Consider the following 25,644-nt stretch of genomic DNA (forward strand, 5'->3'; position numbering starts at 1 on the left):
ACCCGGGACTCGGAAAAGCAGTTTCCCGCGACCGGTTCGGTCGCGGGCTTCCCTGGCAGGCCGCGAGAACGCGGCCTGCTTTTTTTTGAACCCTCAGTCCGGCTCTTACACCGTCAACTGCAACAACAGCTTGTTGAGCCGGCGCACGTAGCCGGCCGGGTCCTTCAGGCTGTCGCCGGCGGCGAGCGCGGCCTGGTCCAGCAGCACCCGGCTGAAGTCGGCGAAGCGGTCCATGTCCTGCTCGGCGTCGAGTTTCTCGATCAGCGGGTGGGTCGGGTTGAACTCGAACACCGGCTTGCTCTCCGGCACCTTCTGGCCGCTGGCCTCCAGGATCTGGCGCATCTGCAGGCCCAGGTCGCCCTGGCCGATGGCGAGGATCGCCGGGGAGTCGGTCAGGCGATGGGAGACGCGCACCTCGGCCACCTCGTCGCCGAGCGCGGCCTTGATCCGGCTGGCCAGGCCTTCCTTGGTCCTGGCGACTTCCTCCTGCGCCTTCTTTTCCTCCTCCGAGTCCAGGCTGCCCAGGTCGAGGTCGCCGCGCGCCACGTCCACGAACGACTTGCCGTCGAACTCGGTCAGGTAGCCCATCAGCCACTCGTCGATGCGGTCGGTCAGCAGCAGCACCTCGATGCCCTTCTTGCGGAACACCTCCAGGTGCGGGCTGTCCTTGATCTGCGCGTGGCTCTCGCCGGTCAGGTAGTACAGCTTGTCCTGGCCTTCCTTCATGCGCGCCACGTAGTCGGCCAGCGACACGCTCTGCTCGCCGCCGGCGTCGTGCGTGGACGCGAAGCGCAGCAGGCCGGCGATCTTCTCGCGGTTGCCGTAGTCCTCGGCCGGGCCTTCCTTCAGCACCTGGCCGAAGTTGCGCCAGAACGTGGCGTAGTCCTCAGGCTTGTCCTTGGCCAGCTTCTCCAGCATGTCCAGGGCGCGCTTGGTCAGCGCGGACTTCATCGAGTCGACCACCGGGCCGGACTGCAGGATCTCGCGCGAGACGTTGAGCGAGAGGTCGGCCGAGTCCACCACGCCCTTGACGAAGCGCAGGTACAGCGGCAGGAACTGCTCGGCCTGGTCCATGATGAAGACGCGCTGCACGTACAGCTTCAGGCCCTTGGCGGCGTCGCGGTGGTACAGGTCGAACGGCGCGCGGCCCGGCACGTACAGCAGCGAGGTGTACTCGAGCTTGCCCTCGACCTTGTTGTGGCTCCACGCCAGCGGGTTGGCGACGTCGTGGGCGATGTGCTTGTAGAACTCCTGGTATTCCTCGTCCTTGATCTCGGACTTGGGGCGGGTCCACAGCGCGCTGGCCTTGTTGACCGCCTCCCATTCCGGCTCGGCCGGCTTGTCCTCGCCGTAGTGCTCCTTGAGCATCTCGATCGGCAGGCCGATGTGGTCGGAATACTTCTTGAGGATGCCGCGCAGCTTCCAGCCGTCGGCGAAGCCTTCCTCGCCGTCCTTCAGGTGCAGCACGATGCGGGTGCCGCGCTGCGGCTTGTCGATCGTGGCGACCTCGAAATCGCCTTCGCCCTTGCTCGACCAGTGCACGCCCTCGGCGGCCGGCAGGCCGGCGCGGCGGCTGTACACGTCGACCTGGTCGGCGACGATGAACGCGCTGTAGAAACCGACGCCGAACTGGCCGATCAGGTTGGCGTCCTTCTTCTGGTCGCCGGACAGGTTCTTGAGGAACTCGCCGGTGCCGGACTTGGCGATGGTGCCGAGGTGGGCGACGGCCTCCTCGCGGCTCATGCCGATGCCGTTGTCGTCGATGGTGACGGTCCTGGCGTCCTTGTCGAACTCGACGCGGATGCGCAGGGCGGGGTCTTCCTCCAGTAGCGCCGGCGCCTTGAGCGCCTCGAAGCGCAGCTTGTCGGCCGCGTCGGCGGCATTGGAGACCAGTTCGCGCAGGAAGATCTCCTTGTTGGAGTAAAGCGAATGGATCATCAGCTGCAGCAGCTGCTTGACCTCGGTCTGGAAGCCCAGCGTCTCTTTGTGCGTCTCAACGGTCATCGTCGTCTTGCTCCGTGGTGGCCTGGGCCGCGTGGCGGCCGATGGGCCCGGGGTATGGGTTGGACGGGCGATTTCAAGGCAAGGCGCCCGTTCGGCCCGCCGATTGCGGGAGGACTCCGGTCCCGGCGGGCCTCGCCGGGAAAGCCCGCCGGGACCGGAGTCCCTCCCGCGGTCCACCGTGTGGCCGCGGTGGAGCCCCTTTCGCAAGCGCTATCATGCCGGCCGCTCTCCGTCGCCTGTCCGCATGTCCCGACCACCACGCCCGTCGCCGCGCCCCGCCCATGGCGGAGCGGGCCAGATCCGCATCATCGGAGGACGCTGGCGCAATACGCGCCTGCAGGTCCCGGACCTGCCCGGATTGCGCCCAACCGGCGAGCGGGTGCGCGAGACCCTGTTCAACTGGCTGATGCCGAAGATCGCGGGTGCGCGGGTGCTCGACCTGTTCGCCGGCAGCGGCGCGCTCGGGCTGGAGGCGGTTTCGCGCGGGGCCGCCTCGGCGGTGCTGGTCGAACGCGATCCCGGCCTCGCCGCGCAACTGCGCCAGCAGGTCGCCAGGCTGGATGCCGGGACGCAGGTGCAGGTCGTGCAGGCCGATGCCCTGGCATGGCTGCGCCAGCCGGGGCAGGGGGACTTCGACGTCGCCTTCGTCGACCCGCCTTTCGCCGCGGGGCTCTGGGACGCGGTGCTGGAATCGCTGCCGGCGCGGCTGGCCGGCAGCGCCTGGCTGTACCTGGAGTCGCCGCAGGACGCCCATCCGCGCCCGCCCGCCGACTGGCACCCGCACCGCGAGGGGACGACCCGCGAGGTGCGCTATGCGCTGTACCGGCGGGCCGCTGGTACACTGCGCGACGACCTGAATCCGACCGCAGACGCATGACCGTGGCCAATAGCCGCATTGCCGTTTACCCGGGCACCTTCGATCCGATCACCAACGGCCACATCGACCTGGTGAGCCGCGCCGCGCCGCTGTTCGAGAAGATCGTGGTGGGCGTGGCGCAGAGCCCGTCCAAGGGGCCCGCGCTGCCGCTGGAGCAGCGCGTCGAACTGGCCCGCGGCGCGCTGGCCCGCCATGCCAACGTCGAGGTGCGCGGTTTCGACACCCTGCTGGCGCACTTCGTGCGCGACGTCGGCGCCGGGGTGCTGCTGCGCGGCCTGCGCGCGGTGTCGGACTTCGAGTACGAGTTCCAGATGGCGAGCATGAACCGCCACCTGATCCCCGAGGTGGAAACGCTGTTCCTGACCCCGGCCGAGCAGTATAGCTTCATCTCGTCCTCGCTGGTGCGCGAGATCGCCCGGCTCGGTGGCGACGTCTCCGGCTTCGTGCCGGCCTCTGTCGTCGAGGCCCTGCGCCGGGTCCGCGAAGCGCGCGGCCAGGCCTGACCCAAAACACATCATCACACGTCCTACAGAGGGAGGAGTTCCATGAAGACCACCATGCGCGCCCTGGCGCTCGCGACGATGACCACGCTGGCCCTGGCGGCCTGCAAGAAGGAAGAGGCCCCGGCCCCGGTCGCCGAGGTCCAGGCCCTGAAGGCCCCCGCCAAGGACGACAACGCCGGCTGGAAGCAATACCTGCAGGCCGAGGTCGGCCAGAACCTGGGCACCATCACCAACAGCCCGTTCCTGTACTACCTGCCGCCGGAGTCGGATGCCGAGTTCCAGGGCAGCTACGAGCGCCAGCTGGAGAGCGTGAAGACCGCGCTGAGCCGTGGCGTGCAGCCGGGCAACATGCTGGCGTTCGGTTCGTCGGCCTCGGCCAAGATGGCGGACCTGATCGAAGCCTCGTTCAAGGACGTGCAGGCCGACTCGATGAAGGGCGTGCGCGTGCTGTTCATCGGCGAGGCGGCCGACAACGAGCGCGTGCAGGCCGTGGTGAAGCCGACCGGCGCGGAATACGTGTTCGTCGAAGCGAAGTGATGCCGGGCGGCGGGCTTCGGCCCGCCCGTCCACGACGCGGAGGCGCCGTGCTTCCGCCGCCGGTGCGACCGGCGGCCGGGGCGGGCGCCTCCCGCCTTTTGTGGGAGCGGCTGAAGCCGCTCCCACAAAAGGCGCTCCACGAAGGCCGTCCCCCGGCGAAGCCGGCATCGCAAAAGCCGGCCGCAGCGTTCCATGCGGGGCCGGACCTGCCTGTCCGATCCCGGTAATATGGCCGGGTTGGTGCCGAATTCCCCTAAATGTCCCTGAAGATCAACGAGCTCTGCGTCAATTGCGACGTCTGCGAGCCGGCCTGCCCGAACCACGCCATTTCGATGGGCGAGACGATCTACGTGATCGATCCCGCGCGCTGCACGGAATGCGTCGGCCACTTCGACGAGCCGCAGTGCGTCGTGGTGTGCCCGGTGGAGTGCATCGATCCCGACCCGGACATCCCGGAAACGCACGACCAGCTGCTCGCCAAGCTGCTGCGGCTGCAGCAGGAGCATCCCGAACTGTACGAACAGGAGCCCCCCGCCTCATGAGAACGTTCGCCCGCCATGTCCTGCTGCTGGGCCTGATGCTGTCGCCGGTCGCCTGGGCCGGGACCGCCCCTGCCGCCGGCACCGCGGCGCATCCGCCGGGCGCGGCCGTGGCCAGCGGGCACCGGCTCGCCACCGAGGCGGGCCTGCAGATCCTGCGCGAAGGCGGCAACGCGTTCGACGCGGCCGTGGCGGTGTCCTCGACGCTGAGCGTGGTCGAGCCGATCAGTTCCGGCCTGGGCGGCGGCGGCTTCTTCCTGCTGCACGATGCCAAGACCGGGCAGGACGTGATGCTGGACGCGCGCGAGACCGCGCCGGAGTCGGCCACGCCCGACCGGTTCCTGGACAAGGACGGCAAGCTCGACCCGAACAAGTCGATCAACGGCCCGTGGTCGGCCGGCATTCCGGGCCTGCCGGCGGCCCTGGTCGAACTGGCGACGAAGCACGGCCGCCTGCCGCTGAAGCAGTCGCTGGCGCCGGCGATCCGCATCGCCACCGAGGGCTTCCCGGTTTACGCGCGCATGGCCAGGGGCTACGCGCAGCGGCGCGAGGTGATGGAGCGCTACCCCGGCACGCGCGAGGTGTACCTGCGCAACGGCAAGCCGATCGCCGAGGGCGACATCTTCAAGCAGCCCGAACTGGCGCGCACGCTGGCGTTGCTGGGCGAGAAGGGCTTCGACGGCTTCTACAAGGGCGAGACCGCCAGGAAGCTGATCGCCGGCGTCAACCAGGCCGGCGGCAAGTGGACCGCCGCGGAACTGGCCGCCTACCGGGTCAAGCAGCGCACGCCGATCCAGTTCGACTACAAGGGCTGGAAGATCACCACCGCGCCGCCGCCGTCCTCGGGCGGCATCGCGCTGGCGTCGATGCTGCAGATCCTGGAGGGCTACGACCTCAAGGCGATGGACCCGGCGCATCGCACCCACCTGGTCGTCGAGGCGATGCGCCGCGCCTATCGCGATCGCACCTTCTTCCTGGGCGATCCGGATTTCACCGCGATCCCGCAGCGCGTGCTGCTGAGCAAGGACTACGCGCTTGGCCTGCGCTCGACGATCAACCCGGAGAAGGCCACGCCCAGCGACCTGCTGTCGGGCAATCCGACGCCCCTGGAGGACGACGAGACCACGCATTTCTCGATCATCGACGACGAGGGCAACCTGGTCGGCGCGACCCAGACGGTGAACCTGCTGTACGGGTCCGGCCTGATCCCGAAGGGCACCGGGGTGCTGCTCAACGACGAGATGGACGACTTCGCGCTCAAGCCGGGCACGCCGAACGCCTTCGGCGTGATGGGCTACGAGGCCAACGCGCCCAGGCCAGGCAAGCGCCCGCTCAGCTCGATGACGCCGACTTTCATGCGCAACGCCGACAAGACCGTGGTGCTGGGCACGCCGGGCGGCAGCCGCATCATCACGATGGTGCTGCTGGGCATCCTCGGCTACGACGACGGCCTGACCCCGCAGCAGGTCGCGGCGCTGCCGCGCTACCACCACCAGTGGCTGCCCGACGTGATCGAGGCCGAGAGCGGCACCTTCGACGAGGCTACGGTCAAGGGCCTGCAGGCGATGGGCCACGCGCTCAAGCTGCCGGGCGACACCGCCGCCGGCGGGCGCGGCTCCAGCCACGTCTGGGGCAATCTGCAGACGGTGGAATGGGACAGGCGCAGCAACACCCTGGCCGGCGGCAGCGATCCGCGCAACGAGGTCGGGGCGGCCGAGGTGCAGTTGGACAAGTGAGGGAGCCGGAACCCCAGGAGCAGGAAGCCGGAAAAGGCTGCTCCGGGGCCGTTGCGGGAGGGACTTCAGTCCCGACAGCTGGCCGGTAAAGCCTGTCGGGACTGAAGTCCCTCCCACAGGAAAGCAAGAAGCAGCAAGAAGCGGCAGGTCGCTTGACCGCCTGGCCCAAGCAAGGATGCTTTCCCCAATCCCCAATCCCCAATCCCCAATCCCGAATCCCGAATCCCGAATCCCCAGCCTGCTTCCAAATCCTTAACGCCGAATCCCCGATGATTTGCAAATGAAACTTTGGTCGATACGGGGCAATACCCAGAAGCTGGATGGCGGTGCGATGTTCGGGAACGCGCCGCGCGCGATGTGGGAAAAGTGGGCCGTGCCGGACGAGGCCAATCGCATCGAACTGGCTTGCCGCGCCTTGCTGGCCAGTCCGCTGGCGGGCAAGACCGTGCTGTTCGAGACCGGTGTCGGCGCGTTCTTCGAGCCCAGGCTGCGCGAGCGCTACGGCATCCAGGAAGAGAACCACGTGCTGATCGAATCGCTGCGCGAGGCGGGGTTCGAGCACGAGGACATCGACGTGGTGGTGCTCAGCCACCTGCACTTCGACCATGCCGGCGGCTTGCTCGCGCCGTGGGCCGAGGGGCGCGCGCCGGAACTGCTGTTCCCCAATGCGACCTACCTGGTCGGCGCCGCGCACTGGGAACGCGCCAGGCATCCGCATCCGCGCGACCGCGCCAGCTTCATTCCCGAACTGCAGGACCTGCTCGAAGCGAGCGGGCGGCTGGAGATCGTCGATGGCCCGCATTCGCGCGTGCTCGGCGAGGCGGTGCGCTTCAGCTTCAGCGATGGGCATACGCCGGGGCTGATGCTGTCGGAGATCGTCGGGCCCGAACAGGTGCAGGGGCGGGCGCACGGTGGCGTGGCGTTCTGCGCGGACCTGATTCCCGGCCGCTCGTGGGTGCACTTGCCGATCACGATGGGCTACGACCGCAATGCGGAGCTGCTGATCGACGAGAAGCGCGAGTTCCTGGAAGACAAGCTCGCGCGCAACGTGCACCTGTTCTTCACCCACGATCCGTCGTGCGCGCTGGCCCAGGTGGTGCGCGACGACAAGGGGCGTTTCTCCACGGCGCACGAGGTCCAGGAACTGCGCGCCCGGCCGCTGGCGGCCTAGCCGGCGCGGCTATTCGGCCGCGCGCGCCGCCTATAACCGGCACGATCTTGCTGGCCGGCAGGGGCGGCGGCAGTATCGGCGCATGAACCGGATCGCTTTCCTCGCGCTCGTCGCCTGCTGCATGCCGTGGAGTGCCCAGTCGTCCGAAGCCGGGTCTCCGGCGGCGGCGCCCATCCATCTCGACCAGCTGGGTTTCCTGCCGGGATCGCACAAGCTCGCGGTGGTCGGACGGCCGGCGGGATCCGCGGCGGCCGCCTCTGCCTTCAGCGTCGAGGATGCGCGAGGGCGCGTCGTCCTGCGCGGGACGCTGTCGCCGCCGCTCGAATGGGCGCCGGCAGGACAGGCGGCGCAGGTGGCCGACCTCAGCGCCCTGGACAAGCCCGGCCGCTACCGGGTGCGGGTCGAGGGCCTGCCTCCGTCCGATCCGTTCCCGGTGGCGGCGGAGGCCTACGTGCCGCTCGCCCGGGCCGCGTTGAAGGCCTTCTATTTCAATCGCGCCAGCACCGATCTTCCGCAGCGCTACGCGGGGCGTTTCGCGCGCGCTGCCGGCCATCCCGATACCGACGTGCGGATACACGCGTCCGCGGCCTCGGCGGCGCGGCCCGAGGGCAGTTCCATCTCCGCGCCCAAGGGCTGGTACGACGCCGGCGACTACAACAAGTACGTGGTCAATTCGGGCATCAGCACCTATACGCTGCTGGCCGCCTACGAACACTATCCGCAGTTCTTCCGGACGCTCGAGGCGGGCATCCCGGACGACGCGCCGGGCGTGCCCGACATCCTGCAGGAGGCGTGGTGGAACCTGCAGTGGATGCTGGCGATGCAGGACCCGGCCGATGGCGGGGTGTACCACAAGCTGACCACGCTGCGGTTCGAGGGCAACGTGATGCCCGAGCAGGCGCGCGCGCAGCGCTACGTGGTGATGAAAGGCACCGCGGCCACGCTCGATTTCGCCGCGGTGATGGCTGCCGCGAGCCGGATCTACGCCCCGTTCGAGAAGCAATACCCAGGCCAGGCCGCGCGCATGCTGGACGCCGCACGCAAGGCCTGGGCCTGGGCGCAACGGCACCCCGACACGGTCTACAGGCAGCCGCCGGACGTGCATACCGGCGGCTACGACGATGCCGAGCTGGACGACGAACTCGCCTGGGCCGCGGCCGAGCTGTACGTCGCCACGGGCGAGGACGGTTTCTACGATGCGTTCGCCGCGCGCGACGTGCCGGCCAGCGTGCCGTCGTGGGGCAACGTCGCCGGGCTGGCGTGGACGACGCTGGCGCAGCATCGCGAGCGGCTGACGGCACGCGCCGATCGCGAACGCATCGTCCGCGAGGTCGACGGGCTGGCCGCGAGGTTGTCCGCGCGGTGGCGGCAGTCGCCGTGGCGAATCGCGATGAGCGAGGACGACTTCCGCTGGGGCAGCAACGCGATCGCGCTGAACCAGGCGATGATGCTGTTACAGGGCTACCGGCTATCCGGCCAGCGCGATTACCTGGATGCGGCGCAGTCGCAGCTCGACTACGTGCTGGGGCGCAATCCGCTGGGCCTGTCGTTCGTCACCGGCATCGGCCTGCGCTCGCCGATGCACATCCATCATCGCGTTTCCGAGGCCGACGGCATCGCCGATCCGGTCCCGGGCTGGTTGGCCGGCGGGCCGCAGCCGGGGCAACAGGACGCGGCGGGCTGCAAGGCGGCCTATCCGTCCAGCCTGCCGGCGCTGTCGTACCTGGACGACGCGTGCAGCTATGCCAGCAACGAGGTGGCGATCAACTGGAACGCGCCGCTGGTGTACGTCAGCGCGGCGATCCAGGTGTTGACGCGTTGAGAGACGGGACCTGGGGCCCGGGACTCGGCAAGGCGCCGAGCCTGCCCCGGGTCTAGCGCCGTTGTGGACGGACTTCAGTCCCGACGGGCCTTGCCGGGAGAGCCAGGACTCGGGGCCGGGACCCAGCCCGGCGAAGCGACGAGCCTGCCCGGACCGGATGCCGTTGTGGGAGGGACTTCAGTCCCGACAGGGCTTTCCGGCCCCCTGTCGGGACTGAAGTCCCTCCTGCGAAAAAGCAAAAAGCCGCGAAAAATCCGCAAATCGCCTGATGGAGCCAAGCGCGGGCAAAGATGTTTTTCCCGGGCCTGCCGCTTCACTCCACCCGCGTACCGAAGATGCGGTCGCCCGCGTCGCCCAGGCCGGGCAGGATGTAGCCCTTCTCGTTGAGGCGCTCGTCGATGGCGGCGGTGTAGACCTCCACGTCCGGATGCGCGGCTTCCAGGGCCTTCAGGCCCTCCGGCGCCGCGACCAGGAAGATGCCCTTGATGCGGCGGGCGCCGGCGCGCTTGAGCATGTCGATGGTGGCGATCAGGGTGCCGCCGGTAGCCAGCATCGGGTCCAGGATCAGGGCGTCGCGCTCGGTCAGGCGGCCGGTCAGGCGCTCGAAGTAGGGCACCGGCTGCAAGGTTTCCTCGTCGCGCTGCAGGCCGACCACGCTGACGCGCGCGGCGGGGATCAGCGCCAGCACGCCCGGCAGCATGCCGAGGCCGGCGCGCAGGATCGGCACCAGGGTGATCTTGGCGCCGGCGATGCGCTGCACCTGGACCGGCCCGGCCCAGCCTTGCTGGGTGTGCGCTTCGGTGTCGAGGTCGGCGGTGGCCTCGTAGGCCAGCAGCGTGCCCAGCTCGGTCACCAGCTCGCGGAAGCCCTTGGTGCTCAGTTCCGCATCGCGCAGCAGGCCGATCTTGTGCTTCACGAGGGGATGGCGGACTTCGACGATCTTCATGGGGTTGTCTGGCGTGGGGGTGCGCACAGTGTGCCGCAGGCGCGCCGCCTGCCGCCAGCTGTCACCCGGGTGTCATCTCGGTGTGCCGCCGGGTGCCGAAAACGCCTCCTTTGTCGGAGCGGCGTCGGAACGGCGTTAAAAACACGTCGGAATGTCACTGGCATGAAACCTGTCGGAAATACGTTGCCTGACCATCTTTTGTGAATCCGTCACAAGAGCAGCGCACATCCACGTGCGCGGGTCCTTTCTTTTACCGACATGGGGAATCCGGCAGTGCACACCAAGCATCCATTGTTCGTGGCGATCGCCCTCGGCCTGGCCGCGGCGGCCTCCGCCTCCACCGCGCAGGCCGCCACCGGGGCGGCGAGCGCCGCCGTGGACCTGGACCGCGTCGAGGTCCGGCCGCAGCTGGAGGCGCAGGCGCGCGCGGTGGACCTCAAGCGCGAGTCCGATGCGATCCTGGACGCGGTGTCGGCGGACGAGGTCGGCGACTATCCCGACCAGAACGTCGCCGAGTCGCTGCAACGCCTGCCGGGCGTCAGCGTCACCCGCGACCAGGGCGAAGGCCGTTTCGTGGTGGTGCGCGGCCTGGACGCGGCGCTCAACAGCGTCAGCGTCGACGGCATCGAGATCGGCACGCCCGAGAGCGACAACCGCGCCGCGCCGATGGACGTGATCCCGTCCGAGTCGACCGAGCGCCTGAAGGTGGTCAAGTCGCCGACGCCGGACATGCCGGGCGACTCCATCGGCGGCGCGATCCAGGTCGAGTCGGCCTCGGCGTTCGACCGCGACGGCCGCAGCATCCGCGCCAAGGTCGAGGCCAACCACCAGCAGCTCAGCGACAAGACCAGCCCCAAGGCCTCGTTCAACTACAGCGACCTGTTCGCCGACGATACCTTCGGCATTGCGCTGGGCCTGAACTACCAGGACCGCGAGTTCCAGTCCGACAACACCGAGGGCGAGTACGACGAGATCGACAACGGCGACCTGGTCATGGTCGAGCAGCAGCGCCGCAAGTACTACATCGACCGCAAGCGCATCGGCGCCAACCTCAACCTCGACTGGCGCCCGGACGCGGACAACCGCTATTACCTGCGCACGCTGTTCAGCAGCTTCGAGGATGCCGAAACCCGCCAGAACACGGTGATCTCGTTCGAGCCGGACGACATCGAGGCCAACGGCGACGGCACCTATTCGGCGCCGGTCGACAAGCTCTCCAAGCGGGTGCGCTACCGCACCAAGAAGCAGGACACGCTGGCGGCGAGCTTCGGCGGCGAGCATCGCCTGAGCGGCGCGGTGGTGGATTACCAGGCCGGCTACACCAAGACCCGCGAGCGCGTGAACGACGAGAAGGAAGCGCGCTTCAAGTACGACGGCGACGACCTGGATGCGGACATCGACCAGACCGGGCGGATGCCGGCCATCGGCCTGTCCAGCGACGAATGGGTGTCCAACGACGGCTACAAGTTCGACAAGTTCGTGGTCGCGCCGGGCCGCACCGACGACGACGAGTACAGCGCCAAGGTCAACGTTCGCTTCGACGACGACAACGCCAGCTACAAGTTCGGCCTGCTCGGGCGCTGGCGCGACCGCGACGTGGACAAGAACGAGGCCGAGCTGTCGGAAGGGCCCAAGATCGACCTGGCCGACTGGACCGTGGCGCCGCCGTCGCACCGCGGCAACAGCCTCGGGCAGGCGCTCAGTTCCTCGGCGATGCGCCGCTACTGGGCGCAGTCCGGCGGCCTGTACAGCGCCGACGACGGCGACGTCGGCAGCAATGCGGTGAGCGCGCTGTCGGAGGACTACACCTCGCGCGAGGACATCCTGGCCGCCTATGCGATGGGGACCTGGGACATCGGCGCGCTGCGCGTGATCGCCGGCGTGCGCGTGGAGAACACCCGCTTCAACGCGACCGGCTACCAGATCGACGTGGCCGAGGACGGCGAATCGTTCGCGGTAAGCCCGCTCGAGGCCAGCGCCAGCTACACCAACGTGCTGCCGGGCCTGCACCTGCGCTGGAACGGCGGCGACGACTGGGCGCTGCGCGCGGCGGTCAACAAGACCGTGTCGCGGCCCGGCTTCGGCCAGATCGCGCCGCACGCGGCGATCAACAACGACGACGAGGAAGTGTCGCTGGGCAACCCGAACCTCGATCCGTACGAGTCGACCAACGCCGACCTATCGTTCGAGAAGTACATCGGCAAGAGCGGCATCGTCTCGCTGGGCCTGTTCCACAAGTCGATCGACGGCTACATCGTCGATACCGTCGTGGACAACGATCCGGCCTATGCCGGCTACGACGTGAGCATGGCCATCAACGGCAAGAGCGCCAAGGTGTACGGCGCGGAGTTCAACTGGCAGCAGCAGTTCGACTTCCTGCCGGAAGGCTGGAACGGGTTCCTGGCCGGCGCCAGCGGTACCTGGCTGCACACCGACTTCGACCCGGGCCTGGAAGGCCGCGAGGACGAGGACTTCACCCTGCCGCGCGCTTCCAAGAACGTCTATACCGCGTTCCTGGGCTACGAGAAGAACGGCTTCTCGGCACGCGCCTCGGCGGTGTACCGCAGCGAGTACCTGGACGAACTGGGCAAGGCCCGCGACTACGATATCTACGTGGCGCCCAACACCCAGCTCGACTTCAGCCTCAGCTACCAGGTCACCGACAACGTGCAGCTCTACTTCGACGCCTCCAACCTGCTCGACAAGCCGCTGGAACGCTACCAGGGCACGCGCTCGCACACGCAGCAGTACGAGGAATACGGCCGCACCTACGCGGTCGGCCTGCGGGTGAAGCTGTGATGGCGGCCGCTGCGATGCTGCGGCTGGGAACGCTTGCGCTGGCCTGCGGGCTGGTCGTCGCCTGCAAGGCGCCGACGCCCGGGCCGGCGCAAGCGGCGACCGCCGCGACGGCCGGCGACCGCGAGCCGGACGAGGCGGCCGGGAAGGATCCGTTGCTCGGCGAGGCCAAGGTCCCGCACCAGGTGGTGGCCGAGGCCTTCGTCACCGCGTCCGCGCCGGCCGACAACCTCGACTCGCCGGCCAGCTGGACAGCGCCGGACGGCAAGCGCTGGGTCATCACGACCGCCAAGAAGAGCGGCGAACTGGTGGTGTTCGACGGCGACAGCGGCGAACGCCTGCGCACCGTCGGCGGCAAGGGCGGCGCGGCGGGACAGCTGGACCGGCCCAACGGCGTGGCCGTGGTCGGCGACCGCGTGCTGGTGGTCGAGCGCGACAACCACCGCGTGCAGATGTTCTCGCTGCCGGACTTCGCCTCGGTGCTGACTTTCGGCGCCGACGACCTGGCCAAGCCCTATGGCCTGTGGGCGCGCGAGAAGGAGGGCGGCATCGAGGTTGTCGTCAGCGACAACTACATGCTGGGCGCCGACGAGAAGACCGTGCCGCCGCTGGCGGACCTCGGCCGCCGCTTCCGGCGCTACCAGTTGATGCCCGAGGGCAGGGGCTGGAAGGCCGCGCTGGTGCAGACCTTCGGCGACACCGGCGAAGCCGGCGCGATCCGCATTGCCGAATCGGTGTTCGGCGACCCCGCGCACGACCGGCTGCTGCTGGCCGAAGAGGACGTGGCGACCGGCACCCGGCTGCGCGAGTACGGGCTGGCCGACGGCAAGTACCGCGGTCGCGACATCGGCGCCGGCCTGTACAAGGCGCAGGCCGAGGGCATCGCCCTGCAGGCCTGCTCAGACGGCAGCGGCTACTGGATCGGCACCGACCAATTCAAGGACCGCAGCGTCTTCCACGTGTTCGACCGGCAGACGCTGGCGCACGTGGGCGCCTTCGCCGGCAAGGTCACCGCCAATACCGACGGCGTGTGGATGGACATGCGGGGCGATGCGCGCTTCCCGCAGGGCGTGTTCTACGCCGTGCACGACGACCAGGCGGTAGCGGCCTTCGACTGGCGCGACGTGGCCAAGGCGTTGAAGCTCAGGACCTGCGCGCAATGAGGCCGGTGCGCCAGGGAGGATGGGCGCGGTGGCTGCTGGCGCTGGTGCCGGTGCTCGGCCACGCCGCGCCGGCGGCCGAGCCGAACACGCAGGTGCCGCCGGGAAGCCGCCACTATGCCGCCAGCGGCTTTCCCGACCGCATCGTCGCATCGCCGGCGCAGGACGCCGCGCACGGCTTCGCGGTGATGTGGCGCACCGACGCGTCGGTGGACCGGCCGCAGCTGGAGCTCGTGCCGGCCGGCGATTCGCCGGACCTCGGCACGCCGCGCCGGATCGCCGCCACCACGGTCGGACTGCAGAGCGAGAACGGCGTGTCGCACCACCACCGCGCCGACGTGGACGGACTGCAACCGGACACGCTGTACGCCTACCGCGTGCAGGGCAACGGCACCTGGGGGCCGTGGGAACACTTCCGCACCGCCGCCAGCGCCGAGGCGCCGCTGACGCTGCTGTACTTCGGCGATACCCAGAACAAGAACCTGAGCCTGGTCTCGCGGGTGATCCGGCAGGCCTGGCGCAGCGCGCCGGACGCGCGGCTGGCGCTGTTCGCCGGCGACCTGGTCAGCGGCGGCGACGGAGTGGACGACAGCGAGTGGGGCGAGTGGTTCGAGGCCGGGCGCTGGCTGCTGGAAGGCACCGCGGTCGCGCCGGCCCCGGGCAACCACGAGTACCACGAGGAGTTCGAGGACACGCCGCAGGAGCGGCGCGTGCTCGGCGGGCACTGGCCGGTGGCGTTCGCCCTGCCGCGCAACGGGCCGGCGGAAACGCAGCACACCAGCTACTGGTTCGACTACCAGGGCGTGCGCATCGCGGTGCTCGACGGCACGTCGGCGCTCGATCTCGGCACCGGCGCGGCGCAGGCCGCCTGGCTGGACAAGGTGCTGGCCGGCAATCCGCTGCCGTGGTCGATCGTGCTGATCCACCAGCCGTTCTACTCGCCGCGCGCCGAGCGCGACAACGCCAGGCTGGTGGAGCAGGTATTGCCGGTGATCCGCAGGCACAAGGTCGACCTGGTGCTGCAGGGGCACGACCATACCTATGGCCGCCGCAGCGACGAGGGCAGCACGTCCACGCCGGTGTTCATCGTTTCGGTGGCCGGGCCCAAGCAGTACCGGTTGTCGGATTTCGCGCGCCGCACGATGAAGCCGGTGGGCGAGGACACCCAGCTCTACCAGGTGTTGCGCATCGATCCGCAGCGGCTGGCCTACGAGTCGCGGACCGCGACGGGGCGGCTCTACGATGCGTTCGAGCTGGTCCGCGAGGGCGCGGACAAACGCCTGGTCGAGCGCGAGGAAGGCCGCATCGCGCCGCGCGATTGTGCGCGGCCGGTTTCGCCGAAGGGGCGGGCGGATCGGTGTTGGGAGTGAGTGGGGACGGTGTGGACTGCCCTGATCTGATTCTTTCCGCAGGAGGATTTCGGCACCGACGAGCTTTGCTGGTTTGCTGGCGGTGCTCGATAGTGAATAACGGAGCTGCTTTCCCTGCTCCCGTTTACGGGAGAAGGTGCCCGAAGGGCGGATGAGGGTGGCTTTGGCTTCTCTTTTTTTGAAAGCAATAGCCAAAGTTTTCGCCTTGCGGCGAGTCACTTTTCTTTGCTTGTGCACGCGCGCCGCAGGAGCGGCGCCGCACGGCGAAGCCGGCCCGAAGGGCGCGGCACAAGGATGTGCCGCGTAAAGAAAAGTAACCAAAAGAAGCGCTTCACAGCAGCCGAACGGCTGATCAAGCACACCCCGCCTTCGCGCCCGCAGCTGCGCTGCGGGTTCGCGGTGCCGGCGGGATTTTTCGATGCGACATCCTGTCGCGGCGAAAAACGACGTGCTCGTCCGCTACGCGGCCGAGTCCGGGGCATTCGCCGCGCGGCGAATGCCCGCCCGCCGGGGCGAAGCAGTGCTTCGCCTCTTCCGGCGAGCCCATGCACGTCGCCCTTCGGGTTTTTCCCGCCGTCTCCGCCGCTTCGGAGGGGCGCGCCGCAAGGAAAATGGGGGGGCAGCAAAGATTGGCGCGCCGCCGCGCGAGGAGGTATTACCCTGCGCTGGGCAAATCACGAGCAACAGCAACAGCATCGGGACTGAAGTCCCTCCCAGAGGTGAACAGCAATAGAGGCCGAGAGAAGCCATGAGCACATCCCATGTTTTGCGCCCGCTGTTGCTGGCCCTGGCGCTCGCCGCGCCTGCCGCATTGGCAGGTGACTTCATCCGCCATCCGTTCCTGGCCGCGCAGCCCAAGGCCGCGCCGGAAGAGGCCAACCTGGCGGTGGAAATCCCCGCCGGCAGCTTCACCAAGTACGAGATCAACGAGGAAGGGCTGGTCTACGTCGATCGCTTCCAGTCGATGCCGGTGGCGTATCCGGCCAACTACGGGTCGATGCCGCGCACCCTGGCCGGGGACGGCGATCCGCTCGATGCGCTGGTGCTGACCCGCGAGCCGCTGCATCCGGGCGTGCTGATCCGCTTCCGCCCGATCGGCGTGCTGCGCATGATCGACAAGGGCGAGCGCGACGAGAAGATCGTCGGCGTGCCGACCGACAAGGTGGACCCGACCTATGCCGGCATCCGCGATCTGTCCGACCTGCCGAAGGTCGAGCGCGACCGCATCGAGGCGTTCTTCCGCGTCTACAAGGACCTGCCGGAAGGGCGCAACCCGGTCGAGCTGCGCGGCTTCGGCGACGCGGCGGAGGCCAAGGCGCTGGTCGCCGAGGCGATGCGGCGCTTCGAGGCGGCCGAGCCCGCACGCTGAGCCGCGGGTCGCCCGCTGCCTACGCGCCCAACGGGCGTTCCAGGAAATCCCGCAGCAGGCCGGCCAGCGCCCCTGGCTGTTCCTCGGGAACGTAGTGGCCGCAGTCGGCGATGGTCGCCGCTTCCACGTGCTCGAAGCAGGCGCGCAAGGGCGCGGCCATGTCGCGGATCGAGCCCTGGTCGGCACTGATCGCCAGCAGCGGCACGGCCAACTTGCCGGCGCGGGCGCGCTCGCGGTTCTGTTCGGCCGAACGCCCGGCGGCGCGGTAATAGCCCAGGCCGGCGCGCAGCGCGCCCATGCCGGCGAAGCCGCGCAGGTACTCGTCGATGTCCGCGGCGGAAAACGTGCCGGGATCGGCGGCCTTGCGCTTCAGGAACCACTCCAGATAGAGCCGTTCGCGCCCGGCCAGCAGCGCTTCGGGCAGGTCGGGCAGGGCATGGAAGGCGAAATGCCAGGTCTTCCAGGCGACTTCGGGCGCGCTCGGCAGCGCGTCCGGCAAGGTGGCGCCCGGAATGCCGGCATCGATCAACGCCAGCCGTTCCACGTCGGCGGCGAACATCCCCGCATAGGCATAGGCGACCCAGGCGCCGACGTCGTGGCCGACGACGGCGTGGCGCCCCCAGCCGAGCTTGCGCACCAGGGCGTGCAGTGCGTTCGCCAGGGCCGCGGTGTCGTAGCCCTCCAGCGGCCGGTCCGAGTCCCCCTGGCCGGGCAGGTCCGGCGCGAGCAGGCGATGATGCGGCGCGAGCAGCGGCAGCACGTGCCGCCACGCGTACCAGCTCTCCGGGAAGCCGGCCAGCAGCAGCAACGGCGGCGCGTCGGCGCGGCCGCCTTCGACGTAGTGCAGGCGCAGGCCGTCGACCAGCGCATGGCGATGGACGAAGCCCTCGGGGGTATGGGGATGGGAAGGTTGCGCGGACATGGGGATCTCCATTTTAGGAAACGTTAGTTTCCAAATTAGGCGAAAAATCAGTCGAGGATCTTCAGCGCCAGCCCGCGCAGGGCATCGCCGTGCAGCGAGTGTCCGGCCTTGCCGAGTACGCGCAGGCCGAGCAGGAACGCCAGCAGGGCCTGGGCCGCGTGGCCGGGAACGAGTCGCGAGGGAACCGAGCCATCGGCCTGGCCCTGGCGGACCAGCTCTTCCAGCTGCGCCTGGTTGCGCCGCAGCGCGTCGGCGACGATGGCCTGCATGGAGGTGTCCAGCGTGCGCGCCTCGGCGGCGCTGCCGGCGACCAGGCAGCCACGCAGGCCTTCGATCCCCTGCGAGAATTCCAGGTAGAAGTCGATCGTGGCCGCGATCCGCTCGCGGCCGCTGCGGCGGGTTTCGAGCCGTTGCCGCAAATCCGCGGCGCGCGCCTGGACATAGCGCTCGAAGGCTTCCAGGAACAGCGCGCGCTTGTCGCCGTAGGCCTTGTAGATGCTGCCGGTGGTCAATCCCATCGCCTGCCCGAGCAAGGCGATCGAGGCGCCGCCGTAGCCGCGCTCGCGGAAGACCTCGAGCGCGCGTTCCAGCGCCAGCTCGGCGTCGAACTCGCGCGGACGGCCGGGCAGGCGGGTGGAAGCGGCGGCAGGCATGCCCGGCATATTAGGAAATGATCGTTTTCCAATCAAGCCGCTCCGGAGCGATGCCGGGCCGGCGCGGCCCGGTGCGTCCGCGCGGGTCAGGCCGCGGCGGCCTGCTCGCGCCGCGGTCCCTCGCGCAGGGCGCGGCCGATCATGCCGACCAGCAGGTCGAGCTCGGCGTCGTCCATCGCGAAGTGCGGGGTGAACCGCAGCGAGTTCTCGCCGCCGTGGATGACGTTGACGCCGTGGCGGCGCAGCCATTCCTCGGTCGAATCGGCGCCGTAGCACTTGAACTGCGGCGACAGCTCGCAGGAGAACAGCAGGCCGGTGCCCTGGACCTTGGTGATCAGCCCGCCCAGCTCGCTCTTGAGCTGCTCCAGCTTGCGCACGGCCGCCTCGCCGCGCTCGCGGATGTTGGCGCGCACCTGCGGCGTGAGCAGGCCGAGCGTGGCGCAGGCCACGTCGAGCGCGCGCGGGTTGGTGGTCATGGTGTTGCCGTAGGTGCCCTTGCGATAGACCTGCGCGGTGGCCTCGGTGACCGCGAGCACCGAGAGTGGGTACTGCGCGGCGTTGAGGGCCTTGGAGTAGGTCTCCATGTCCGGCGCTTCCAACTGCTCGAAGCCGGGATAGTCCACCACCGACAGCACGCCATGCGCGCGCAGCCCGGCCTGGATCGAGTCGACCAGCAGCAGGCTGCCGTGGGCGCGGGTCAACTCGCGCGCGGCGGCGTAGAACGCTGGCGGCAGCGCACGGCCGGGGTCGCCTTCGCCCATCACCGGCTCCAGGAACACCGCCTCGATGAACCAATGGTTGCGGTCGGCGTCGGCGAAGGCCTTGCGCAGCGCCTCCACGTCGTACGGGGCGATCACGAGCAGGGAATCCTCGCCGCGATAGCTGGCGAGGTACTGCAGGTAGGTCTTGCGGCTGGAGTGCGAGTACAGCCCGGGCCGGTCGGTGCGGCCGTGGAAGCTGCCCTTGACCACCAGCCGCTTGATCGTGGCGCCGGCGTGGCGTGCGCCCGGGTCGGTCTGCAGCTTGGCGTTGGTATCGACGATGCGCGCGGCCAGGCCCACCGCTTCCGAGCCGGAGTTGAGGCACATGAAGCGCGCGTACGGGCAGCCGCCGGCGCGGGTCTGGCCGATCTCGCGGCGCAGCACCGCATCGAAGCGCCGCTGCGACAGGCTCGGCGTCATCACGTTGGCCATGACCTGCGGGCGCGCCATCGCCTCCAGCACCGCCTCCGGGGTATGGCCGAAGCCGAGCATGCCGTAGCCGCCGGCGTCGTAGAGGACGGCGCCCTTCAAGGTCACCACCCAGGGGCCGCGCGCCGCCAGGGCGATGTACGGGGTCACGCAGTCGTCGGCGTAGAAGTTGACGAAGCCGCCCTGGACCGCCTCGATCTGGCGCCGTTCGTCCAGGTCCAGCAGGTCGGCGAACTCGTCCTTCAGGCGGGCGTACTCGGCGGCGGCCGCCTCCAGGGCCTGGCGCAGCGCCGGGTGCGAGGCGGCCAGGCGTTCGACCGTGGCGTCGTCCAGGCCATCGGTGAGGCGGCTGCCGGCGTGGGCGCGCAACGGGGCGAGGGTGTCGATCAGGGACATGCGGCTCTCCGGGTTGTGGCGGATTTCGGTTTCCCCGGACGCGCGCCGGATGGGCGGGTTCGACGAGGGACTTGTCTAATGTAGAGGGAGGGACTCGTCGTTTGGCAGCTATGATCCGTGCATAATCCCGGAATGTTTCGTCGTTTCGACGAAGGAGTTTGGCAAAAATGAAACTCACGGCAGCCGACGAAGCCTTGCTTGCCCTGCTGCGCGAGGACGCCCGCGCCTCCACCGCGCAGATTGCGCGCCGGCTCGGGGTGTCGCGCACCACGGTGCAGAGCCGGATCGAGAAGCTGGAGCGCCAGGGCACCATCCGCGGCTACACCGTGCGGGTGGACGACGCGGTGGAGCAGGCCTACATCCGCGCCCACATCATGATCACCGTGCTGCCCAAGCACATGCCGCAGGTGGTGAAGGCGCTGCAGGCCATCCCCGAGGTACGCGAACTGCACTCGGTCAGCGGCCCGTTCGACCTGGTGGCGCTCGGCGCGGCACCGACCGTGAGCGAAATGGACGTGCTGACCGACCGCATCGGTGCGCTCGATGGCGTGGAGCGCACCACGTCGGCGATCGTGCTGTCGACCAAGTTCGCGCGGTGAGTGGGGCCGGGTCTCGGAGGACACGGAGCCCGGAACACGGGGGAACGGGGGCACGGAAAGCCTGTTCCGGCGGGAGGCCCGCTGTGGGAGGGGCTTCAGTACCGGCCCACTGCCGGGACTGAAGTCCCTCCTGCAGGAATCCATGTCGCCTGGCAAGCGACCGGGACCGAAGCGCTTACCCGAGTCCCCGGTCCCGGCTCCCGAGCCCCGGCCGCTACAATGCCACCCCCGAAAGCTCCCTGCCCCTTGCGTTGAAGAAGTCCGATTTCCGCTACGAACTGCCCGAAGAACTGATCGCCCAGGCCCCATTGGCCGAGCGCTCCGCCAGCCGGTTGCTGGTGGTTCCGCCGGCGCCGGCCGCGCTGGACGACCGCCACGTGCGCGATCTGCCGGAGCTGCTGAATCCCGGCGACCTGCTGATCTTCAACGACACCCGGGTGATCCCGGCCCGGCTGTTCGGCCACAAGGCCAGCGGCGGGCGGGTCGAGATCCTGATCGAGCGCCTGCTCGGCGCGCAGCAGGCGCGGGCGCAGATCGGCGCGAGCAAGTCGCCCAAGGCCGGCAGCCGGATCGCGCTCGATGCCGGCGGCGAGGCCGAGGTGCTGGGCCGCGACGGCGAGTTCTACGTGCTGCGCTTCGAGGTGGCGGAGCCGCTGGAACAGTGGCTGTTGCACGCCGGGCGCCTGCCGCTGCCGCCGTACATCCGCCGCGAACCCGGCCTGGACGACCGCGAGCGCTACCAGACCGTGTTCGCCCGGGAGGTCGGCGCGGTGGCCGCGCCGACCGCGGGCCTGCATTTCGACGAGCCGCTGCTGGAACGCCTGCGCGAGCGCGGCGTCGAGTTCGGCCACGTCACCCTGCACGTCGGTGCCGGCACGTTCCAGCCGGTGCGGGTGGAATCGCTCGACCAGCACGTCATGCACCGCGAATGGCTCAACGTCGGCGCCGAGGTGGTGGAGCAGGTGCGCCGCACCCGCGCCCGCGGCGGGCGGGTGATCGCGGTGGGCACGACCGTGGTGCGCTCGCTGGAGAGCGCGATGCGCGATGGCGAGCTGCAGCCGTTCGCCGGCGAGACCCAGATCTTCATCATCCCGGGCTATCGCATCCGCAGCGTCGATGCGATGGTGACCAACTTCCACCTGCCCGAGAGCACGCTGTTGATGATGGTCTCGGCCTTCGCCGGCCGCGAACGCATCTTCGAGGCCTACCGCCACGCGGTCGAGCAGCGCTACCGCTTCTTCAGCTATGGCGACGCGATGCTGCTGTGGGGTGGGGATTCGGGATCGGGGATTCGGGATTCGTAGAAGCGATTCCGATCCCCCGCCTTTGCGAATCCCCAATCCCGAATCCCCAATTCCGGCCTTCCAATGTCCCGACTCCAGTTCCAACTCCAGGCCACCGACGGCAACGCCCGGCGCGGCCAACTGACGTTCCCGCGCGGCACCGTGCAGACCCCGGCCTTCATGCCGGTCGGCACCTACGGCTCGGTCAAGGGCGTGCTGCCCGGGCAGCTGCGCGAGCTGGGCGCCGAGATCATCCTCGGCAACACCTTCCACCTGTACCTGCGCCCGGGTTTGGACGTGATCGGCGACCACGGCGGGCTGCACGGCTTCTGCAAGTGGGACGGCCCGATCCTCACCGACTCCGGCGGGTTCCAGGTGTTCTCGCTGGCGCACCGGCGCAAGATCACCGAGGAAGGCGTCACCTTCGCCGCCCCGACCGACGGCTCCCGGGTGTTCCTGGGCCCGGAGGAGAGCATGCGGATCCAGAAGGTGCTGGACTCGGACATCGTGATGATCTTCGACGAATGCACGCCGTACCCGGCCACGGAGGAGGTCGCGCGGCGCTCGATGGAGTTGAGCCTGCGCTGGGCCAAGCGGTCCCGGCAGGCCCACGATGCGCTCGGCAACGACGCGGCGCTGTTCGGCATCGTCCAGGGTGGCGTCCATGCCGGGCTGCGCAGCCGGTCGGCCGAGGGCTTGCAGGCGATCGGTTTCGACGGCTACGCGATCGGCGGGCTGGCGGTGGGCGAGCCCGAGCACGAGCGCAACGCGATGCTCGACCACATGCATCCGATCCTGCCGGCCGACCGGCCGCGCTACCTCATGGGCGTGGGGCGGCCCGAGGACCTGGTCGAGGGCGTGGCGCGGGGCGTGGACATGTTCGACTGCGTGATGCCCACCCGCAACGCCCGCAACGGCCATTACTTCACCTCGTTCGGCACCGTGCGCATCCGCAACGCCCGCTACGAGCGCGACCAGGACCCGATCGAGCCCGGCTGTGGCTGCTACGCATGCCGCACCGGCTACACCCGCAGCTACCTGCGCCACCTGGACCGCTGCAACGAGATGCTGGCGCCGATGCTCGGCACCCTGCACAACCTCTGGTACTACGAGAAGCTGATGGCCGACATGCGCGCGGCGATCGCGGCGGGAACCTTTGCCGAGTTCCGGCGGTCCTTCTATGCGGCCAGAGGAGCGGTGACGCCGTCGCTCGGGGGGGAATGACCGGTCGTCGTCCCCGCGAGCGGGGACCCAGCGACTTGGGGCTTTGCCGCGGCAGGGCACTGGATCCCCGCGGGACGATGGCCGGGGCCCTCAAGCTGTCTCCCCGGCAGGGATACGCGGGTCCCGAGAGGGCTTGCATAAACCCATGGCATACTTCGCGGCTGACCTCCGCCCCGGCGGGGACCACAACGGCCGGCACGCCCCCGGGCAGGCCGGCAACCAACGATAGGAAGCAACCTGATGAACCTGCTCGATTTCCTGATCCCCGCCGCCCAGGCGCAGACCGCTGGTGGTGCGCCGGCCCAGGGCTCCATGGGGCTCACCACGCTGCTGTTCCCGATCATCCTGATCGCGGTGATGTACTTCCTGATGATCCGCCCGCAGATGAAGCGGCAGAAGGAGCACAAGGCCATGCTGGACAAGCTGTCCCGCGGCGACGAAGTCATCACCAACGGCGGCATCGCCGGCATCGTCAGCGATATCGGCGACAACTTCGTCACCGTCGAGGTGGCCGACAACGTGCGCGTGCGCGTGCAGAAGGGCGCCATCGGCCACGTGCTGCCGAAGGGCACGCTGAAGTCCGCCAACTGATCGATCCTCACCCAACGCTAGGCGCGGCGCCGGGAAGGCGCCGCGCGGGACCGTCGCAATGCTCGAATTTCCCCGCTGGAAATATTTCCTGATCCTGGTCGTGCTGGTGCTGAGCACGCTGTACGCGCTGCCCAACGTCTACCAGAAGGACCCGTCCGTGCAGATCACCGCCAACCGCGGCGGGCAGATCGACGATGCGTTGCGCGAGCGCGTGAGCGCCGACCTGGCCGCGGCCGGCATCGCGCCGAAGTCCGTGGCCAAGGAAGGCGACAGCCTGATCGTGCGGCTGCCGTCGCTGGAGGCGCAGACCCGCGCCAACGACGTGCTGCGGCAGAAGACCGGCGAGAACTACACGGTCGCGCTCAACCTGGCCTCGACCGTGCCGGACTGGCTGGCCAGGCTGGGCGGCAAGCCCATGGTGCTCGGCCTGGACCTGGTCGGCGGCGTGCACTTCGCGCTGCAGGTCGACCAGAAGGCCGCGCTGGACAAGCGCCTGGACGGCTTCGCCGAGGACATCCGCACCACGCTGCGCGATGCCCGCATCGTCTACCGCAGCGTCGACCGCCGTGCCGACAACAGCATCCAGGTGCAACTGGGCGAGGGCGCCGACGCGGACGCCGCGCGCGCCGCGCTGGCCAAGGCGCAGCCGACCCTGAACTACGCGGTCTCCGGCAACGCCATCGCGGTGACCGTGCCGCAGGCGGAGCTGCAGCAGATCGCCAGCGGCGCGATCGAGCAGAACCTGACCACGCTGCGCAACCGCGTCAACGAGCTGGGCGTGGCCGAGCCGATCATCCAGCGCCAGGGCGAGGACCGCATCGTGGTCGAGCTGCCTGGCGTGCAGGACACCGCCGAGGCCAAGCGCCTGATCGGCGCCACCGCCACGCTGGAGTTCCGCGGCGTGGTCGATGGCAACGCCGAGGACGCGGTGCGCACCGGCAACATCCCGCCGGAAGCCAAGGTCTACCGCCTGCGCGACAGCGGCGCGCCGGTGCTGCTGAGCAAGCGCGTGCTGGTCTCGGGCGACCAGATGGTCAACGCGACCGTCGGTACCGACCAGAACGGCCTGCCGGCGGTCAGCGTCACCCTCAACAACTTCGCCGGCCAGCGCATGTTCGACTACACCAGCGCCAACGTCGGCAAGCTGATGTCGGTGGTCTACATCGAGCGCATCCCGACCGTGACGATGGTCGACGGCAAGGAAGTGCGCAGCGTCCGGGTCAAGGAAGAGGCGCTGGCGCCGACCCGCATCGCCGGCGTGTTCGGCAAGAACTTCCAGACCACCGGCCTGGAGAAGACCGAGGCCGAGAACCTGGCCAAGCTGCTGCGCGCCGGCTCGCTGGCCGCGCCGATGGATTTCGTCGAGGAATACGTGATCGGCCCGAGCCTGGGCGCGGAGAACGTCGAGCGCGGCATCCAGGCGGTGGTGTTCTCGTTCCTGTTCACGCTGGTGTTCTTCACCGTCTACTACCGCGTGTTCGGCGCGATCACCTCGGTGGCGCTGCTGTTCAACCTGCTGATCGTGGTCTCGGTGATGTCGCTGTTCGGCGCGACGATGACGCTGCCGGGCTTCGCCGGCCTGGCGCTGTCGGTGGGCCTGTCGGTGGACGCGAACGTGCTGATCAACGAGCGCATCCGCGAGGAACTGCGACACGGCATGCCGCCCAAGTCGGCGATCGTGGCCGGCTACGACAAGGCCGGAGGCACCATCCTCGACGCCAACCTGACCGGCCTGATCGTCGGCGTGGCGCTGTACGCGTTCGGCACCGGTCCGCTGAAGGGCTTCGCGCTGACCATGATCATCGGCATCTTCGCCTCGATGTTCACCGCGATCACCGTGTCGCGCGCGCTGGCGACGCTGATCTACAGCCGTCGCAAGAAGCTCAAGACCGTTGCTATCTGATGCGAGTGCATCGCAAGCGCCCGCCCTTCAACGCGAGTCCCTCGCAGAAGCCC

General features: G+C 69.2%; 21 protein-coding genes. 16 read left to right on the plus strand and 5 right to left on the minus strand.

Annotated elements, in window-relative coordinates; all coding sequences use genetic code 11:
• Window positions 1–105: 105 nt before the first annotated feature.
• Window positions 106–2,004: a molecular chaperone HtpG gene (htpG, locus tag M3M27_RS08210; protein WP_434027735.1), complete on the minus strand. Its 1,899-nt coding sequence runs from the start codon at window positions 2,002–2,004 to the stop codon at window positions 106–108.
• Window positions 2,005–2,248: 244 nt separating this feature from the next.
• On the opposite strand from htpG, the gene rsmD reads away from it, so the two are divergent.
• The 7 genes from rsmD to M3M27_RS08245 all read left to right on the plus strand — a co-directional run bounded on the left by rsmD (window position 2,249) and on the right by M3M27_RS08245 (window position 9,189).
• Window positions 2,249–2,881 carry a 16S rRNA (guanine(966)-N(2))-methyltransferase RsmD gene (gene rsmD, locus M3M27_RS08215; RefSeq protein ID WP_434027736.1) on the plus strand — a complete coding sequence of 211 codons (633 nt, stop codon included), beginning with the start codon at window positions 2,249–2,251 and terminating at the stop codon, window positions 2,879–2,881.
• On the plus strand, window positions 2,878–3,384 hold the full coding sequence (gene coaD, locus M3M27_RS08220; protein WP_140718739.1) for a pantetheine-phosphate adenylyltransferase: 507 nt from the start codon (window positions 2,878–2,880) through the stop codon (window positions 3,382–3,384). The genes rsmD and coaD overlap by 4 nt, the downstream gene beginning before the upstream one ends.
• Before the next feature lie 42 nt (window positions 3,385–3,426).
• Window positions 3,427–3,921 carry a hypothetical protein gene (locus M3M27_RS08225; RefSeq protein WP_177497491.1) on the plus strand — a complete coding sequence of 165 codons (495 nt, stop codon included), beginning with the start codon at window positions 3,427–3,429 and terminating at the stop codon, window positions 3,919–3,921.
• Window positions 3,922–4,178: 257 nt separating this feature from the next.
• Window positions 4,179–4,463, plus strand: coding sequence for a YfhL family 4Fe-4S dicluster ferredoxin (locus M3M27_RS08230; protein WP_140718738.1), 285 nt, complete (start codon window positions 4,179–4,181; stop codon window positions 4,461–4,463).
• Window positions 4,460–6,196: a gamma-glutamyltransferase gene (gene ggt / locus M3M27_RS08235; protein WP_434027737.1), complete on the plus strand. Its 1,737-nt coding sequence runs from the start codon at window positions 4,460–4,462 to the stop codon at window positions 6,194–6,196. Before M3M27_RS08230 ends, ggt begins: the two co-directional genes overlap by 4 nt.
• A gap of 280 nt (window positions 6,197–6,476) precedes the next feature.
• Entirely contained in the window at window positions 6,477–7,367 is an 891-nt protein-coding gene (locus tag M3M27_RS08240; RefSeq protein ID WP_140718736.1) for an MBL fold metallo-hydrolase, read from the plus strand.
• A gap of 121 nt (window positions 7,368–7,488) precedes the next feature.
• Complete coding sequence (locus M3M27_RS08245) at window positions 7,489–9,189, plus strand: glycoside hydrolase family 9 protein (RefSeq protein ID WP_434027982.1); 1,701 nt, start codon at window positions 7,489–7,491, stop codon at window positions 9,187–9,189.
• Between the two features lie 313 nt (window positions 9,190–9,502).
• On the opposite strand, the gene upp is transcribed toward M3M27_RS08245, so the two are convergent.
• The gene (upp, locus tag M3M27_RS08250) at window positions 9,503–10,135 is read right to left on the minus strand and encodes a uracil phosphoribosyltransferase (RefSeq protein WP_140718734.1); all 633 of its coding nucleotides are present in this window, start codon (window positions 10,133–10,135) and stop codon (window positions 9,503–9,505) included.
• A gap of 273 nt (window positions 10,136–10,408) precedes the next feature.
• Here upp and M3M27_RS08255 point away from each other — a divergent pair, with 273 nt between their 5' ends.
• From M3M27_RS08255 to M3M27_RS08270, 4 genes are all read left to right on the plus strand, one after another.
• Window positions 10,409–12,934 carry a TonB-dependent receptor gene (locus M3M27_RS08255; protein ID WP_434027738.1) on the plus strand — a complete coding sequence of 842 codons (2,526 nt, stop codon included), beginning with the start codon at window positions 10,409–10,411 and terminating at the stop codon, window positions 12,932–12,934.
• Complete coding sequence (locus M3M27_RS08260; protein WP_434027739.1) at window positions 12,934–14,094, plus strand: phytase; 1,161 nt, start codon at window positions 12,934–12,936, stop codon at window positions 14,092–14,094. The genes M3M27_RS08255 and M3M27_RS08260 overlap by 1 nt, the downstream gene beginning before the upstream one ends.
• A complete protein-coding gene (locus M3M27_RS08265; protein WP_434027740.1) occupies window positions 14,091–15,461 on the plus strand; it encodes a metallophosphoesterase in 1,371 nt (456 codons plus the stop codon). The genes M3M27_RS08260 and M3M27_RS08265 overlap by 4 nt, the downstream gene beginning before the upstream one ends.
• Before the next feature lie 748 nt (window positions 15,462–16,209).
• On the plus strand, window positions 16,210–16,830 hold the full coding sequence (locus tag M3M27_RS08270) for an inorganic diphosphatase (protein WP_434027741.1): 621 nt from the start codon (window positions 16,210–16,212) through the stop codon (window positions 16,828–16,830).
• 19 nt (window positions 16,831–16,849) lie between these two features.
• Here M3M27_RS08270 and M3M27_RS08275 read toward each other — a convergent pair whose 3' ends face one another.
• The 3 genes from M3M27_RS08275 to M3M27_RS08285 all read right to left on the minus strand — a co-directional run bounded on the left by M3M27_RS08275 (window position 16,850) and on the right by M3M27_RS08285 (window position 19,991).
• Window positions 16,850–17,752, minus strand: coding sequence for an alpha/beta fold hydrolase (locus tag M3M27_RS08275; RefSeq protein WP_218569406.1), 903 nt, complete (start codon window positions 17,750–17,752; stop codon window positions 16,850–16,852).
• 47 nt (window positions 17,753–17,799) lie between these two features.
• Window positions 17,800–18,405, minus strand: coding sequence for a TetR/AcrR family transcriptional regulator (locus M3M27_RS08280; RefSeq protein WP_434027742.1), 606 nt, complete (start codon window positions 18,403–18,405; stop codon window positions 17,800–17,802).
• 86 nt (window positions 18,406–18,491) lie between these two features.
• Window positions 18,492–19,991 (minus strand): aminotransferase class III-fold pyridoxal phosphate-dependent enzyme, encoded by a 1,500-nt coding sequence (locus tag M3M27_RS08285; protein ID WP_434027743.1) that lies wholly within the window; start codon window positions 19,989–19,991, stop codon window positions 18,492–18,494.
• A 167-nt stretch (window positions 19,992–20,158) separates the two neighbouring features.
• Here M3M27_RS08285 and M3M27_RS08290 point away from each other — a divergent pair, with 167 nt between their 5' ends.
• The 5 genes from M3M27_RS08290 to secD all read left to right on the plus strand — a co-directional run bounded on the left by M3M27_RS08290 (window position 20,159) and on the right by secD (window position 25,591).
• Window positions 20,159–20,590: an Lrp/AsnC family transcriptional regulator gene (locus M3M27_RS08290; protein ID WP_140718727.1), complete on the plus strand. Its 432-nt coding sequence runs from the start codon at window positions 20,159–20,161 to the stop codon at window positions 20,588–20,590.
• 251 nt (window positions 20,591–20,841) lie between these two features.
• On the plus strand, window positions 20,842–21,894 hold the full coding sequence (gene queA, locus M3M27_RS08295; RefSeq protein ID WP_140718726.1) for a tRNA preQ1(34) S-adenosylmethionine ribosyltransferase-isomerase QueA: 1,053 nt from the start codon (window positions 20,842–20,844) through the stop codon (window positions 21,892–21,894).
• A 63-nt stretch (window positions 21,895–21,957) separates the two neighbouring features.
• The gene (tgt, locus tag M3M27_RS08300; RefSeq protein WP_140718725.1) at window positions 21,958–23,097 is read left to right on the plus strand and encodes a tRNA guanosine(34) transglycosylase Tgt; all 1,140 of its coding nucleotides are present in this window, start codon (window positions 21,958–21,960) and stop codon (window positions 23,095–23,097) included.
• 240 nt (window positions 23,098–23,337) lie between these two features.
• On the plus strand, window positions 23,338–23,688 hold the full coding sequence (yajC, locus tag M3M27_RS08305) for a preprotein translocase subunit YajC (protein ID WP_140718724.1): 351 nt from the start codon (window positions 23,338–23,340) through the stop codon (window positions 23,686–23,688).
• Window positions 23,689–23,746: 58 nt separating this feature from the next.
• A complete protein-coding gene (gene secD / locus M3M27_RS08310) occupies window positions 23,747–25,591 on the plus strand; it encodes a protein translocase subunit SecD (RefSeq protein ID WP_140718723.1) in 1,845 nt (614 codons plus the stop codon).
• The last annotated feature ends 53 nt before the right edge of the window (window positions 25,592–25,644 follow it).

Origin of the sequence: Xanthomonas boreopolis (assembly GCF_046529185.1) — a bacterium.
GTDB lineage: Bacteria > Pseudomonadota > Gammaproteobacteria > Xanthomonadales > Xanthomonadaceae > Pseudomonas_S > Pseudomonas_S boreopolis.

What these genes read in the sequence shown, in the direction of transcription:
- htpG (WP_434027735.1), bottom strand. Translation starts at nt 2,004, where the DNA reads ATGACCGTTGAGACGCACAAAGAGACGCTGGGCTTCCAGACCGAGGTC.
- rsmD (WP_434027736.1), top strand. Translation starts at nt 2,249, where the DNA reads ATGTCCCGACCACCACGCCCGTCGCCGCGCCCCGCCCATGGCGGAGCG.
- coaD (WP_140718739.1), top strand. Translation starts at nt 2,878, where the DNA reads ATGACCGTGGCCAATAGCCGCATTGCCGTTTACCCGGGCACCTTCGAT.
- M3M27_RS08225 (WP_177497491.1), top strand. Translation starts at nt 3,427, where the DNA reads ATGAAGACCACCATGCGCGCCCTGGCGCTCGCGACGATGACCACGCTG.
- M3M27_RS08230 (WP_140718738.1), top strand. Translation starts at nt 4,179, where the DNA reads ATGTCCCTGAAGATCAACGAGCTCTGCGTCAATTGCGACGTCTGCGAG.
- ggt (WP_434027737.1), top strand. Translation starts at nt 4,460, where the DNA reads ATGAGAACGTTCGCCCGCCATGTCCTGCTGCTGGGCCTGATGCTGTCG.
- M3M27_RS08240 (WP_140718736.1), top strand. Translation starts at nt 6,477, where the DNA reads ATGAAACTTTGGTCGATACGGGGCAATACCCAGAAGCTGGATGGCGGT.
- M3M27_RS08245 (WP_434027982.1), top strand. Translation starts at nt 7,489, where the DNA reads ATGCCGTGGAGTGCCCAGTCGTCCGAAGCCGGGTCTCCGGCGGCGGCG.
- upp (WP_140718734.1), bottom strand. Translation starts at nt 10,135, where the DNA reads ATGAAGATCGTCGAAGTCCGCCATCCCCTCGTGAAGCACAAGATCGGC.
- M3M27_RS08260 (WP_434027739.1), top strand. Translation starts at nt 12,934, where the DNA reads ATGGCGGCCGCTGCGATGCTGCGGCTGGGAACGCTTGCGCTGGCCTGC.
- M3M27_RS08265 (WP_434027740.1), top strand. Translation starts at nt 14,091, where the DNA reads ATGAGGCCGGTGCGCCAGGGAGGATGGGCGCGGTGGCTGCTGGCGCTG.
- M3M27_RS08270 (WP_434027741.1), top strand. Translation starts at nt 16,210, where the DNA reads ATGAGCACATCCCATGTTTTGCGCCCGCTGTTGCTGGCCCTGGCGCTC.
- M3M27_RS08275 (WP_218569406.1), bottom strand. Translation starts at nt 17,752, where the DNA reads ATGTCCGCGCAACCTTCCCATCCCCATACCCCCGAGGGCTTCGTCCAT.
- M3M27_RS08280 (WP_434027742.1), bottom strand. Translation starts at nt 18,405, where the DNA reads ATGCCTGCCGCCGCTTCCACCCGCCTGCCCGGCCGTCCGCGCGAGTTC.
- M3M27_RS08285 (WP_434027743.1), bottom strand. Translation starts at nt 19,991, where the DNA reads ATGTCCCTGATCGACACCCTCGCCCCGTTGCGCGCCCACGCCGGCAGC.
- M3M27_RS08290 (WP_140718727.1), top strand. Translation starts at nt 20,159, where the DNA reads ATGAAACTCACGGCAGCCGACGAAGCCTTGCTTGCCCTGCTGCGCGAG.
- tgt (WP_140718725.1), top strand. Translation starts at nt 21,958, where the DNA reads ATGTCCCGACTCCAGTTCCAACTCCAGGCCACCGACGGCAACGCCCGG.
- yajC (WP_140718724.1), top strand. Translation starts at nt 23,338, where the DNA reads ATGAACCTGCTCGATTTCCTGATCCCCGCCGCCCAGGCGCAGACCGCT.
- secD (WP_140718723.1), top strand. Translation starts at nt 23,747, where the DNA reads ATGCTCGAATTTCCCCGCTGGAAATATTTCCTGATCCTGGTCGTGCTG.